The 12,332-nt window shown below is 66.7% G+C and carries 11 protein-coding genes; 6 read left to right on the top strand and 5 right to left on the bottom strand.

Translation table 11 applies throughout. From position 1 onward, the window contains the following. The first annotated feature begins 131 nt into the window (after nucleotides 1-131). Entirely contained in the window at nucleotides 132-527 is a 396-nt protein-coding gene (locus ABH900_RS11420; protein WP_429622959.1) for a hypothetical protein, read from the top strand. A 228-nt stretch (nucleotides 528-755) separates the two neighbouring features. Beyond that, the gene (locus ABH900_RS11415) at nucleotides 756-3,449 is read left to right on the top strand and encodes a TonB-dependent receptor (RefSeq protein ID WP_429622958.1); all 2,694 of its coding nucleotides are present in this window, start codon (nucleotides 756-758) and stop codon (nucleotides 3,447-3,449) included. Between the two features lie 105 nt (nucleotides 3,450-3,554). Here the strand turns inward: ABH900_RS11415 and ABH900_RS11410 are convergent, their stop codons facing one another. After that, the gene (locus ABH900_RS11410) at nucleotides 3,555-3,953 is read right to left on the bottom strand and encodes a hypothetical protein (protein WP_429622957.1); all 399 of its coding nucleotides are present in this window, start codon (nucleotides 3,951-3,953) and stop codon (nucleotides 3,555-3,557) included. A gap of 147 nt (nucleotides 3,954-4,100) precedes the next feature. On the opposite strand from ABH900_RS11410, the gene ABH900_RS11405 reads away from it, so the two are divergent. After that, complete coding sequence (locus tag ABH900_RS11405) at nucleotides 4,101-4,445, top strand: hypothetical protein (RefSeq protein ID WP_429622956.1); 345 nt, start codon at nucleotides 4,101-4,103, stop codon at nucleotides 4,443-4,445. 79 nt (nucleotides 4,446-4,524) lie between these two features. Here the strand turns inward: ABH900_RS11405 and ABH900_RS11400 are convergent, their stop codons facing one another. Next, nucleotides 4,525-6,618 carry a TonB-dependent receptor family protein gene (locus tag ABH900_RS11400; RefSeq protein WP_429622955.1) on the bottom strand — a complete coding sequence of 698 codons (2,094 nt, stop codon included), beginning with the start codon at nucleotides 6,616-6,618 and terminating at the stop codon, nucleotides 4,525-4,527. A gap of 171 nt (nucleotides 6,619-6,789) precedes the next feature. Here ABH900_RS11400 and ABH900_RS11395 point away from each other — a divergent pair, with 171 nt between their 5' ends. From ABH900_RS11395 to ABH900_RS11385, 3 genes are all read left to right on the top strand, one after another. Beyond that, the gene (locus ABH900_RS11395) at nucleotides 6,790-7,992 is read left to right on the top strand and encodes an aromatic amino acid transaminase (protein ID WP_429622954.1); all 1,203 of its coding nucleotides are present in this window, start codon (nucleotides 6,790-6,792) and stop codon (nucleotides 7,990-7,992) included. A gap of 243 nt (nucleotides 7,993-8,235) precedes the next feature. Then, the gene (locus ABH900_RS11390) at nucleotides 8,236-9,252 is read left to right on the top strand and encodes a class 1 fructose-bisphosphatase (RefSeq protein WP_014035428.1); all 1,017 of its coding nucleotides are present in this window, start codon (nucleotides 8,236-8,238) and stop codon (nucleotides 9,250-9,252) included. 108 nt (nucleotides 9,253-9,360) lie between these two features. Continuing rightward, nucleotides 9,361-10,068 (top strand): 2OG-Fe(II) oxygenase, encoded by a 708-nt coding sequence (locus ABH900_RS11385; protein ID WP_429622953.1) that lies wholly within the window; start codon nucleotides 9,361-9,363, stop codon nucleotides 10,066-10,068. Nucleotides 10,069-10,122: 54 nt separating this feature from the next. Here the strand turns inward: ABH900_RS11385 and ABH900_RS11380 are convergent, their stop codons facing one another. The 3 genes from ABH900_RS11380 to ABH900_RS11370 all read right to left on the bottom strand — a co-directional run bounded on the left by ABH900_RS11380 (nucleotide 10,123) and on the right by ABH900_RS11370 (nucleotide 12,320). After that, a complete protein-coding gene (locus ABH900_RS11380) occupies nucleotides 10,123-11,214 on the bottom strand; it encodes a PA0069 family radical SAM protein (RefSeq protein WP_429622952.1) in 1,092 nt (363 codons plus the stop codon). Between the two features lie 77 nt (nucleotides 11,215-11,291). Next, the gene (locus ABH900_RS11375) at nucleotides 11,292-12,035 is read right to left on the bottom strand and encodes a pyridoxine 5'-phosphate synthase (RefSeq protein WP_429622951.1); all 744 of its coding nucleotides are present in this window, start codon (nucleotides 12,033-12,035) and stop codon (nucleotides 11,292-11,294) included. 9 nt (nucleotides 12,036-12,044) lie between these two features. Next, a complete protein-coding gene (locus ABH900_RS11370; protein ID WP_429622950.1) occupies nucleotides 12,045-12,320 on the bottom strand; it encodes a hypothetical protein in 276 nt (91 codons plus the stop codon). Between the last annotated feature and the right edge of the window lie 12 nt (nucleotides 12,321-12,332).

The following is a 12,332-nucleotide window of genomic DNA, read 5'->3' as shown; positions in this document are numbered from 1 at the left end:
TCTCCCACGGGCGCGGCGGCCATGCCTGTTCTCCGTTGGTGCCGGCCGCTGGCCGGCAGACCCACGCACTTCGGTAGTACCGGCCGCTGGCCGGCAACCCGGGTTCTACGCCGCAGCCGTACAATGCGCGCATGCCCGGCCTGCTCAAGACCCTGTTCCTGTCCATCGTCGCCCTGATCGGCGGCGTGCTGTCGCTTGCCCTGGTCAGCAGCGTCGCCAGCTGGCTGCCGCCGCTGCTGGGCCTGTCGCCAGACAACAGCGTACAGCTCGGCTGGGACCTGGCCTTCAGCGTGCTCGGTGGCATCGCCGGCATTTCCTTCGCCACCTACTACGCACCCTGCTGGCCACGCTCGCATGGGTTTTCGATCTGGTCGCTGATCGCCCTCGGCTGCGGCTACGCCATGTGGACGGTCGGGGCAGACTATCCGTTCTGGTTCGTCATTTCGCTGCTGGCGTCACTGCCACTGCAGCTGCTGGTCGGCTGGTGGTTCGGCCGTCGCGCCTCGCGCAGCGCAACACAGGCTTAATAATTTCTCCCTAGGCTCGGTGCCCGCCGGACGTCGGCAACGCGGCGCAGGGGTCTGTTCGATGGATATCGGGCGGGCGCGGCGCGAATCACCACAGGGAACCGGGAAATCCATCCGATGCGTCACCAGATCCGGGAGGCCGCTGCCGCGGCCCCTCACGCGAAGCGTTTGTCCCGCGCCATCCATGCCGTCCTGATCGGCGGCTTGGCGGTACTGCCCGTCGATGCCATGGCAGAGACCGAAGAGGCCGACGGCGATACCCGCGAACGGCTGCAGCAGCTGGACACCGTCACTGTCAATGGCAGCTACGCAAAAAGCCTGGAACGCGCTGTCGATCTCAAGCGCGCCAATATCGGCTTCTCCGATTCGATCGTCGCCACCGACGTTGCCGATTTCCCCGAGCAGAACCTGGCCGAGGCGCTGCAGCGCATGCCCGGTGTCACCATCGAGCGCAACAAGGGCCTGGGCAGCAAGGTCAGCGTGCGCGGCCTGCCCAGCGAGTTCACCCTGGTTTCGATCAACAATCTGGCCACCGCATCGGGCAGTGGTGGACGCGATGTGCAGTTCGACATCTTCGCCGCCGACGTGGTGCAGACCGTCACCGTGCAGAAGTCGCCCACCGCTGCGGACGAAGAGGGCGGCATCGCCGGTTCGGTCTACATCGAAACCGCCAAGCCGTTCGACTACACCGGGCCGAAGTTCAGCGCCTCGGCCGAAGCCTCGCACAATTCGATCAACGGCAAGGTCGATCCGAAGATCTCGTTCCTGGCCAGCGACACCTGGGGTGACTGGGGTGGCCTGGTGTCGTTCTCCAAGGCCAAGCGCAGCAACCGTACCGACTCCAATTCCGGCATCAACTTCCGTCCGATGGGGCGCTTCCTGGAGGCGTCCGGTACGCGTTCGTCGCAGGCCGCCGCCGTGCTGGCGCGCGATGCGGGTATCGCGGTGAAGAACCGCATGGACAAGGACGAGACCAGCCGCATCATCTTCCAGGACAAGGTCGGCGACCGTGTCTACCTCAATGAGCAGGACCAGTGGGGTGCCACTGCATCGCTGCAGTTCAAGCCCAGCGAGACCTTCTCGCTGAGTTTCGACGCGATGCTCGGCGGCTACGACACCCATGAGGACGAGTACGATGCCGCGGCCTACTCGGCCTCCAGCCGCAGCACGCTGGACCGCATCTACGACTACGACAAGACCACGCTGGGTGCCTATGGCATCACCGTGCTCAAGGATGTGGCCTACACCGCCACCCAGCACGAGATCCTCAGCAAGGACCGCAACGCCAACACCGACTATCGCCAGTTCAGCAGCAAGCTGGACTGGACGCTGGGAGGCTGGGACATCGATGCGCTGGTTGGTTACTCCGGTGCACGCAAGGATTCGGATTACGCCAACCTCAAGCACGTGGCCTATGCACCGTCGCGCACCCGCTGGACCGGCAACGGCGGTGAAACCGTGCCGAGCAGCGTCGGTGGCTTCGACATGTACAACGCCGCCGACAAGTACCTGTTCGAAGCGTACGAAACCGAAGTGGAGAACGTGAAGGACGACAAGTACGCCGCGCAGCTGGACCTGCGCCGGCAGATGAACCTGGCGTTCTTCCCGGCACTGAGCGCCGTGCAGTTCGGTGCGCGCTACACCGACAAGACCAAGCAGCGTGAGTTCGGCAGCGGCAAGATCCAGGGCCCCTCGGCCGGCAGTACGGCCTGGGTGAACAAGCGCACGCTGGCCGACAGCAACCCGGTGTGGATCAGCCAGCTGGCCCCGGGCGGCGCCTATCGCCCGAGCGATCTGGACTGGCAGCAGATCTCCAACGCCTATGCGCGCGCCACCTTCCGCTATCCCGGCTATGCGACGCCGCTGGACCCCGGCCAGTACTACGAGGTGAAGGAGAAGACCCTGGCGCTGTATGCCATGGCCGATTTCTACTTCGACGTTGGCCACGTGCCGGTGTACGCCAATCTCGGCATGCGCTCGATCGATACCGACGTCGATTCGGCCGGCTTCCATCCGGTGCAGAAGCCCGATGGCAGCAGCGGCTTCACCGCTACGCCGGTCTCCAGCAGCGGCGACTACAGCAAGCTGCTGCCCAGCTTCAACATGACTGCCGAGATCGCCGAGGGTCTGGTGCTGCGTGGTGCGGCGTCGGAGACGCTGATGCGTCCGTCGCTGACCGACATCGCTTACCGCCGAACGGTCAGCTGGAGCAGTTTCCGCTTCATGGACGGCAATCCGGCACTGAAGCCGACCACCGCCAGGCAGTGGGAGGTCGGCCTGGAGAAGTACCTGCACAACGGCGGCCTGCTGTCGGCGTCGTATTTCTCCAAGAAGATCGACGGTGTGGTGCGGCAGTCGCTGACCGGCATCGTGCGCAATGTCGAGAAGCTCAACGCCAATGGGTCGCTGGATGGCTACTACGACTTCGAGGTGTACCAGCCGGTCAACGCCGACGGCTCCTACAAGGTCAGTGGCGTGGAGCTGGTCGCGCAGCTGCCGCTGTCGATGCTGCATCCAGCGCTGGAAGGGTGGGGCATCAATGCCAACTACACGCAGCTGGACAACTCACTGACCGGCGCCTCCGATCTCGCGATTCCGACGCCACCGGAAGGGCTGGCCGAGAAGGCCTACAACGTCACCCTGTATTACGAGAACGACCGCTTCAGCGCGCGCGCCTCGTACAACTACAAGGACAAGTACGTCGAGTACATCCACCTCAACATGTACCCGGTCTACCGCGATGCATACGGCCAGCTGGATGCCTCGATCGGCTTCCGCCTCAACGACACCTGGAAGCTGAACCTGGAAGCGATCAATCTGCTGGACGAAACAACCCGCGGCTACACGATCGACAAGGCGTTCCCGACCCAGTACGAGTTCTCCGGCCGACGCGTCACGTTCGGCATCCGCGCGGATTTCTGATCCACGAAGCGGCGCCTGCGGGCGCCGTCTTCCGGTAGTGCCGGCCGCTGGCCGGCAACCCCAGGAAACTTCAGGCAGCGAGCCTCTGCCGGCCAGCGGCCGGCACTACTGCAACAGCGGCCTCACCGCCGCTGCCGGGATGTGGTCCAGCGCGCGCCAGGCGTCCTCCACCACTGGCCGCGCCTGCGCCCAACCCAACCGCGACTGCCCGCGCATCTGTTCCCAGTGCTCGGCCAGTTCCTCGCAGGTATCGGCGGCGTCACCGCGCGGCCAGTCGGCGGCGTGGGTGGTCAGCGCGAAGGCATAGACCGGGCACAGATCGCGCCAGTTGCGGTGGCTCTGGCCACGACGCTCCTCGTAGTCGCTGAGCATGTACTGCAGGTAATCCTGCGCCACCGCCTGCGGGTCTTCATGGCGACGCGTACGGCGCTGCGCGGTGCGCTGGCCGAGCGGATCGAGCAGGGCGTTGAACACGGACGGTGCGGGTCGTTCAAGACGGGGCATGGCCGGCTCCTGCAGCGGGGGCGGGTGGGCAGGAATACGCGCGGTGCCGTTACCGGGGGGTGAGCGAGATGTTCATGACGCCAGGTTCGCGGCGGCTTTACCTCCGGGGCGGTGTAGTGGGGCTCCCCGAGCACAGGTACCCAGACCATGAGCCGAGAGACCTCCCGCGATCCGCTGCGCGGCAATCATCCACCCATCCCCGGCGAGCAGCGCGGCAAGCACGATGCCGACAACGCGGACTACCGCGGCTCCGGTGCGCCGTTCTTCGACGCCGAACACGGTGAAGACCATCTACCGGTGAAGCACGAGGCTGAACAGGCAGCCCAGGACCGCAAGGACGGCGGTGACCGTCATCGCGGCGGCCAGGAGAGCCCGCTCAAGCGCCGCGAACGCAAGCAGCGCGCCAGCGACAACCAGGACGAGGCACTGGAGGAGACCTTCCCAGCCAGCGACCCGACCTCAGCGTTCGTGCCGGCCAAGGCCCCCGACTGACGGGTAGTGCCGGCCGCTGGCCGGCAACCTCCTGACGTCATGTATGGCGCGATGCCGGCCACCGGCCGGCACTACTGCTTCAGCGCCACGACCACTGCAGCCCCACGCTGGCCCGCCGCCCCGGGCCCGGCTCGTAGTAGCGGCCATTGCCATCGTTGACGATCACCGAGCCGATATAGGCCTGGTCCAGCACGTTCTCCAGCCGCGCGAAGGCGCGCAGCTCCCCGCCCGGCAAGGTCCAGCGGCGACCGCCTTCCAGGTGCAGCAGGGCGAATCCGGGTGCGCGCTCGGTGGCCACGTCGTTGACCACGGTATCGCTGCTGGCGGTGGCCTCCAGCGCCCACTGCCAATCGGCCGGGGTCCACTGCAGCCGGGCGAAGGCCTGTTGGCGTGGCACCCCGGGCAGGCGGCTGCCGGCGGCAACCCAGGTGTTCGAGGTCAGGTACGGCGCACGCACCTGTGCCTGCAGCCAGGTCCAGGCCAGCTGCAGTTCCAGCTGTTCGACCAACGGCTGGCGGTACTGCAGTTCCACGCCCTGGCGGCGGGTCCGGCCGATGTTGCGATAGGTGCTGCGTCCACCAATATTGCTGGCAACGGCCAGCTCATTGTCGGTATCTGCGCGGAACAGGCTGACATCGAGTTGTGTCCCATCCTGTGCATGCCACTTGCTGCCAACCTCCAGGCTGCGGCTGCGCGCCGCCGCCAGATCCAGCGCCAGTCCCGCCCGGCCGTCGGCGCGATACCCCAGCTCGTTGAAGGTGGGCGTCTCGAAGCCGCGGCCCACAGCGGCATGCAGGCGCCACTGCGGGCTGGCCTCGAAGCTGATCCCGGCCACCGGCGTGGTCGCCTGGTAGCGGCGGCGGCCACTGTCATCGGGGTTGGCGCCGACGATATAGCGGTCGTCGGACGCGAAGCGCACCGCGCTGTGGCGCACGCCGGCCAGCAACGACCAGCGCGGGCTCCACTGCCACCAGGCCTGCGCGAACTGGTCCACGTTCTGCACGGTGTCGATCTGGTCGCGACGCAGGCGCCCGCGTACGCCCAGCGTGCTGCCGATGAAGTTCTCGTAGCCGGTGCGGTGCTGGCGTTGCCGGTCGGCGCTGAGCCCGGCTACCACGTCCAGCGGCCGTCCGCCCAGCTCACCGTGCCACCCCCAGCGCGCGTCCAGGCCACCGTAACCTCCCTCCAGATCGATCACCCCGCCGGCGTGCAACGGATTGGCCTGCGCCGTCGGCGGAATCGGCAGGTACTGGGTCACCGCACGCTGCCCCGCATAGCCCATCAGCTGCCAGCGCTGGGTGTCGGTTTCACGGGTCCAGCGCAGGCCCGCCTGCTGCTGGCGCACCGATTTGCGGGTGTTGTACTGATGCGCCACGGCGGTGGCCTGGCGCGGGTCCGCCGCCACCTGCGCGCGGGTCAGCCCCAGCGGGTCCTGCGCATCGGGCGCATCAAGCGCATTGAGCAGCAACTCCAGCCGCCCACCGCCCAACTCACCGCCGATCCGTGCGTTGAGCGATTCGCGGCGCGCACGGCTGTGGTCACGCCAGCCATCGGTGCGGAAGTGGTTGGCAGCGATATTGTAGTCCAGCCCGCGACCGGCCCCCTTCAGCTGCACGCCGACACTGAGCGTGTTGTCGGCACCGGCATTCACGCGCAACCGCCACGGATCGCCGGCGTGGCCCTGTGCACTCCATACCTGCAGCACGCCGCCGGAGGAGTTGCCATACAGCGCCGAGAACGGCCCGCGCAGCACGTCGATGCGCTCGGCGCCGAGCAGGCTGGCATGCGACAGCTGGCCCTGTCCGTCAGGCATGGTGGCCGGCACGCCGTCGATCAGCACCCGCACCCCGCGCACGCCAAAGGTCGAGCGTGCGCCGAAACCACGGATCGACAGCTGAGTGTCCTGCGCGAAGTTCTGCCGGTCGCGCGCCAGCAGGCCCGGCACCCCGGCCAGCGCCTCGGACAGCTGCACGCCGGCACCGGGCCGGCTGGCATCGATCCAGACCGTGTCCAGGCTGGCGGGCAGCGCGAAGGGATCGATGCCGGGCACGCGTGCAGCCTGCACCTGCACCACCGGCAGCGCAGTGGGGGCAGGTTCTTCGGCCGCAGCCACCAAGGGTGACATCAGCAGGACGGACAGCGGCAGGGGGAGGCGGTGTGCAGCGGGATTCATGATTCAGGTTGATGGATCGGGCGGCAACGCACGCCATGGTACGGGGCTGCGGATGACGATGGCGGCGGCCAGCCCCGGCAGGCTTTGTTACGATGGGCTGTTTCCGGCCGAAATGCCGCGGACCGTGTAGCGCACTTCCTCCCCCTTTCCGTCTACCGAACGAGTACCGCCGTGTCCTTCTTTGCAAACGTGGAACTGGTCCCAGGCGACCCGATCCTGGGCCTGACCGAGGCGTACAACGCCGACAGCCGCCCGACCAAGGTCAACCTGGGTGTGGGCATCTACTACGACGAGAGCGGCCGCATTCCGCTGCTGCGCGCCGTCAAGCAGATCGAGCAGCAGCTCGCCGCTGAAGCCAAACCGCGCGGCTACCTGCCGATCGACGGCCTGCCGGCGTATACGCAGGCCACGCGTGAGCTGGTGTTCGGCAAGGACTCGCCGCTGCTGGCCGCCGGCCGCGTCACCACCGCACAGACCGTCGGTGGCAGCGGTGCGCTGCGCGTCGGCGCCGACGTGCTGAAGAAGCTGCTGCCGCACGCCACCGTGGCACTGAGCAACCCGAGCTGGGAAAACCACCGCGCGGTGTTCAGCGCGGCCGGTTTCGAGGTGGTGGAGTACACCTACTTCGATCCGACCACCCATGGCGTCAACTTCGACGCCCTGCTGGCCGACCTGGGCAAGCTGGACGCCGGCACCGTGGTGCTGCTGCACGCCTGCTGCCACAACCCCACCGGTGCCGACCTCACGGTCACCCAGTGGAAGCAGGTCGCCCAGCTGCTGAAGGACCGCCAGCTGTTTCCCTTCATCGACATGGCCTACCAGGGCTTCGACAAGGGCATCGAGCAGGACGGCGCAGCGGTGCGCATCATCGCCGAAGCCGGCATCGACAGCTTCATCGTCGCCAACTCGTACTCCAAGTCGTTCTCGCTGTACGGCGAGCGCGTGGGTGCGCTGTCGATGGTCGCGCCGACCGCCGCTGACGCCAAAGCCGTGCAGTCGCAGGTCAAGCGCGTGATCCGCACCATCTACTCCAGCCCGTCCACCCACGGTGCTGCGCTGGTGGCCGGCGTGCTGACCAACCCGGAACTGCGCGCGATGTGGGAGCAGGAGCTGACCGAGATGCGCGAGCGCATCCACGCCCTGCGCCAAGGCCTGGTCGAGAAGCTGGCCGCTGCCGGTGCACCGCAGTTCGGCTTCATCAACGAACAGGCCGGCATGTTCTCCTACTCCGGCCTGAGCCGCGAGCAGGTCGAGCGCCTGCGCGACGAGTTCGGCATCTACGCCGTCGGCACCGGCCGCATCTGCGTGGCCGCACTGAACCAGAACAACCTGGAATACGTCGCCAAGGCCGTGGCCACCGTCGCCAAGGGCTGATCGATCGTTCCATGTGGTTTGAAGACAAGGGCGCCGCAAGGCGCCTTTGTTTTTTGCTCTTGCCTTTGCCATTCCCTCCGCGCTCGCGGCGAACCCGGAAGCGCAGCGAGAGGGGCACCTACATGAAGAGAAGGCGCCACGAGCGCAGCGCACCTGGAAACGATTTCGCCTTCCCGCGCTCACGCACGCCCTCGCCAGACCGGCGACAATAGGCGTTTTCCCGCTGCCGAGACCTGTCCGACCATGTCCCGTACTTCGTTGACCCGCTTCCTGATCCAGGAACAGCACGCCGGCCGCATCAATGCCGACCTGCGCCAGCTGATCGCGGTCGTGGCCCGCGCCTGCACCAGCATCTCCATCGCCGTCAGCAAGGGCGCCCTCGGTGGCGTGCTGGGCGACGCCGGTACCGGCAACGTGCAGGGTGAAGCGCAGAAGAAGCTGGACGTCATCAGCAACGAGATCCTGCTCGAAGCCAATGCCTGGGGTGGCCATCTCGCCGCCTGCGCCTCGGAGGAAATGGACCACAGCCAGCCGGTGCCGGACATCTACCCGCGCGGCGATTTCCTGCTGCTGTTCGATCCCCTCGACGGCAGCTCCAACATCGACGTCAACGTCTCCGTCGGCACCATCTTCTCGGTGCTGCGCTGCCCGACCAACGTCGAACTGCCCGGCGATGACGCGTTCCTGCAGCCGGGCAGCAAGCAGATCGCCGCCGGCTACTGCATCTACGGGCCCAGCACCCAGCTGGTGCTGACCGTCGGCCACGGCACCCACGCCTTCACCCTGGACCGCGAGAAGGGCGAGTTCGTGCTGACCACCGAGAACATGCAGATTCCGGCGGCCACCCAGGAGTTCGCCATCAACATGTCCAACCAGCGCCATTGGGAAGCACCGATGCAGGCCTATGTGGGCGACCTGCTGGCCGGCAAGGAAGGCGCGCGCGGCAAGAACTTCAACATGCGCTGGATCGCCAGCATGGTGGCCGACGTGCACCGCATCCTGACCCGCGGCGGCATCTTCATCTACCCGTGGGACAAGAAGGATCCGTCCAAGGCCGGCAAGCTGCGCCTGATGTACGAAGCCAACCCGATGGGCCTGCTGGTCGAACAGGCCGGCGGCGCCGCCTGGACCGGGCGCGAGCGCATCCTCGATATCCAGCCCGACCAGCTGCACCAGCGCGTGCCGGTGTTCCTCGGTTCGCGCGAGGAAGTGGCCGAGGCGGTGCGCTACCACCACGCGCACGACGACGCACAGGGCTGACAGGCGGTTGCCCGACAGCGGTCATGGCAGATCGATGACATGACCGTGGGGTGACACCGAGGGCGGCAAACGGCACCATCAAGTCGTTGCCGCCTAAGGAATGCACGCATGCACGAGCAGGGCCCGGTCGATTTCATCGAAGTCATCCACAACGCCGTCCCCAGCGACGTCTGCGCGGCGATCGTCGAGCGCATGCGCGCTACGCGCGGCCTGCTGCCAGGTGCGGTGGGCAGTGGTGTGTTCCCGGAACTCAAGCACAGCAAGGATCTTCGCATCAGCGGCCTGGAGGGCTGGCAGGATGTCGACCAGCAGCTGCAGATTGCAGTGTTCAACGGCCTGCTGACTTATCTACGCCGTTATCCACAGGCGTTGATCGCCCCGCTGATGTTGCAGATCCAGGACAGCAACGGCCAACCGCGACGCCTGTCTGCCGAGGACTTCCCTGACATGCCGCAGCAGCAGCTGGCCGACCTGGCCCGCACCTGCCTGCGCCCGGGTGCGATCAACCTGCAGTGGTATGCGGCGGGCGAGGGCGGTTACCCGTACTGGCACTGCGAGCTGTACCCGAAGGATGCCCAGGCCGAGACGCTGCACCGGCATGTGCTGTGGACGCTGTACCTCAACGACGACTTCGACGAAGGCGAAACCGAGTTCCTGTTCCAGGGCCGCAAGATCGCACCGCGCACCGGCAGCCTGCTGATCGCACCGACTGCGTTTACTCATACCCATCGTGGCAACCGGCCGCAGGGTGGCGACAAGTTCATCGCCACCAGCTGGATCCTGTTCCAGAGTGCGCAGAAGTTGTTTGGGGGGTAGAGCCGAGCTGGTTCGACTGCTTTTCCGTCGCCAGTCGAGCAAGCTCGACTCTACTCAGAACAGCGAACCCTGCGGCGATTCCTTGCGCGGCGGCAACGGCTTCAGGAACCGGCTGCAATCCAGCTTCGGCCAATGGCTGTTCTGCGCATTGAAGCCCAACCGCTTTCGCGCCAGCTTGAAGCGGTTGTTCAACAGATCCGCATACACCCCCTGGCCGCGCATGCGCGTGCCGAACTGGCTGTCGTAGTCCTTGCCGCCGCGCAGCTGCTGGATGGTGCTCATCACGTGCGCGGCGCGATCGGGATGATGCGTATCCAGCCAGTCGCGGAACAGCGGTGCCACTTCCAGCGGCAGGCGCAGCAGCACATAACCTGCGGTGCTGGCGCCGGCATCGTGTGCGGCCTCCAGCACGGCTTCCAGCTCGCTGTCGTTGATCCACGGAATCACCGGCGCCACCATCACGCCGACCGGAATGCCTGCGTCATGCAGGCGCTTCATCGCACGCAGCCGCGCATGAGGCGCGGAGGCGCGCGGCTCCAGCTTGGCCGACAGATGCGGGTCCAGCGAGGTCACCGAGAAGTGCACGCTGACCAGGTTCTCGGCGGCCAACGGTGCGAGCAGATCGATGTCGCGCTCCACCAGTGCGTTCTTGGTGATCAGCGAGAAGGGATGCTTCGTCTCCAGCATCACTTCGATCAGCTGGCGGGTCAGCTTGAACTTGCGTTCGATCGGCTGGTACGCATCGGTGTTGATGCCCAGTGCGATCGGCTGCGGCACGTAGCCCGGCTTCGACAGCTCCTTGCGCAGCAGCTGCGGCGCGTTGGTCTTGGCAAACAGCTTGGTTTCGAAGTCCAGGCCTGGCGACAGGTTCAGATAAGCATGCGAGGGGCGTGCGAAGCAGTACGAACAACCATGCTCGCAGCCACGATAAGGGTTCACCGACTGGCTGAAGCCGACGTCCGGCGAAGTGTTGCGGGTGATGATGCTGCGCGCGGTCTCGGCACGTACTTCGGTGCGCAGGCGCGGGGCGAGGAACTCCTCGCTTTCATCGACCGCCCAGCCATCGTCCACCGCCTCGCTGACGGTGCTTTCAAAGCGCCCGGCAAGGTGGGACGTGGAACCTCGGCCCTTGATTGCGATACCCATTGCCGCAGCGTACGTCGCGGCGGTCTCAATGGCTGCGACAACGATCTTGGTAGCGCCGGGCCATGCCCGGCGCTACCTCACAGCAACGCCAGATAGCCCCGCACGGTGGCGTCCAGCCCGTCATACAGCGCCTCGCCGATCAGCGCATGGCCGATCGATACCTCCAGCACGTCCGGCACGTGGGCCAGGAAATCGCGCAGGTTGTCCTGCGACAGATCGTGGCCGGCGTTCACGCCCAGGCCAACGGCCTGGGCACGGCGTGCAGCGGTTGCGAACAGCTCCAGTATGGCCCGTGCATCACCGGCGGCGTGCGCCTCGGCGTACGGGCCGGTGTACAGCTCGACGCGGTCGGCACCCACTTCGGCGGCCTGCTCCAGCAGCGGATTGCCGGCATCGACGAACAGACTGACCCGGCAGCCCATCGCCTTCAGTTCCGCCACCAGCGGGCGCAGGCGCTCGCCGTCGCGTTCAAAGTCGAAGCCATGGTCCGAGGTGATCTGGCCATCGCCATCGGGCACCAGGGTGGCCTGCGCCGGGCACGTCTGTGCGCACAGCGGCAGCAGACCGGGATAACCCTCGCGCGGCGGGGCGAACGGGTTGCCCTCGATGTTGAACTCGACGCCACGCGCGCGGGTCAGCGTGGACAGCGCCAGCACGTCCTCGGCGGTGATGTGGCGGCGGTCCGGCCGCGGATGCACGGTGATGCCATGTGCGCCGGCATCCAGGCAGGCCTGGGCGGCACGCACCACGTCCGGTTCGGCGCCGCCGCGTGAATTGCGCAGGACGGCGATCTTGTTGACGTTGACGCTGAGCTGGGTCATGGAACGGGATTACTTGGAAAGAGGGGACGGGTCGTGGTCGTGGTCGTCGGGGTCGCCAACGTGGCGGGCCTGGGCCTGTTCGCGCAGGCGGCGCAGCTCGTCGGCATCGATCAGGGTGGCCGGGTCGCGCTGCAGGTCGCCGAAGCGGGCCACGTAGCGTCCACGAACCCAGGCCAGCAGGAAGGCGAGGGCGGCCAGCAGGGACACGGTCATCAACCCCGCACTGGGGGTCTTCAGCGCGAAGGCGAAACAGCCCAGCGCCAGCAGCAGGTACAACCAGTACATAGTCGGGCTCCC

Origin of the sequence: Stenotrophomonas sp. AN71 (genome assembly GCF_050435725.1) — a bacterium.
Classification (GTDB): domain Bacteria; phylum Pseudomonadota; class Gammaproteobacteria; order Xanthomonadales; family Xanthomonadaceae; genus Stenotrophomonas.
Note: the sequence above shows the minus strand (reverse complement) of the source record. Positions and strands in the feature narration are given on the sequence as shown.

Excerpts from the sequence above, each read along its gene's own strand:
- ABH900_RS11420 (WP_429622959.1), top strand. The coding sequence starts at position 132 with ATGCCCGGCCTGCTCAAGACCCTGTTCCTGTCCATCGTCGCCCTGATC.
- ABH900_RS11385 (WP_429622953.1), top strand. The coding sequence starts at position 9,361 with ATGCACGAGCAGGGCCCGGTCGATTTCATCGAAGTCATCCACAACGCC.
- ABH900_RS11405 (WP_429622956.1), top strand. The coding sequence starts at position 4,101 with ATGAGCCGAGAGACCTCCCGCGATCCGCTGCGCGGCAATCATCCACCC.
- ABH900_RS11400 (WP_429622955.1), bottom strand. The coding sequence starts at position 6,618 with ATGAATCCCGCTGCACACCGCCTCCCCCTGCCGCTGTCCGTCCTGCTG.
- ABH900_RS11415 (WP_429622958.1), top strand. The coding sequence starts at position 756 with ATGGCAGAGACCGAAGAGGCCGACGGCGATACCCGCGAACGGCTGCAG.
- ABH900_RS11375 (WP_429622951.1), bottom strand. The coding sequence starts at position 12,035 with ATGACCCAGCTCAGCGTCAACGTCAACAAGATCGCCGTCCTGCGCAAT.
- ABH900_RS11380 (WP_429622952.1), bottom strand. The coding sequence starts at position 11,214 with ATGGGTATCGCAATCAAGGGCCGAGGTTCCACGTCCCACCTTGCCGGG.
- ABH900_RS11410 (WP_429622957.1), bottom strand. The coding sequence starts at position 3,953 with ATGCCCCGTCTTGAACGACCCGCACCGTCCGTGTTCAACGCCCTGCTC.
- ABH900_RS11370 (WP_429622950.1), bottom strand. The coding sequence starts at position 12,320 with ATGTACTGGTTGTACCTGCTGCTGGCGCTGGGCTGTTTCGCCTTCGCG.
- ABH900_RS11390 (WP_014035428.1), top strand. The coding sequence starts at position 8,236 with ATGTCCCGTACTTCGTTGACCCGCTTCCTGATCCAGGAACAGCACGCC.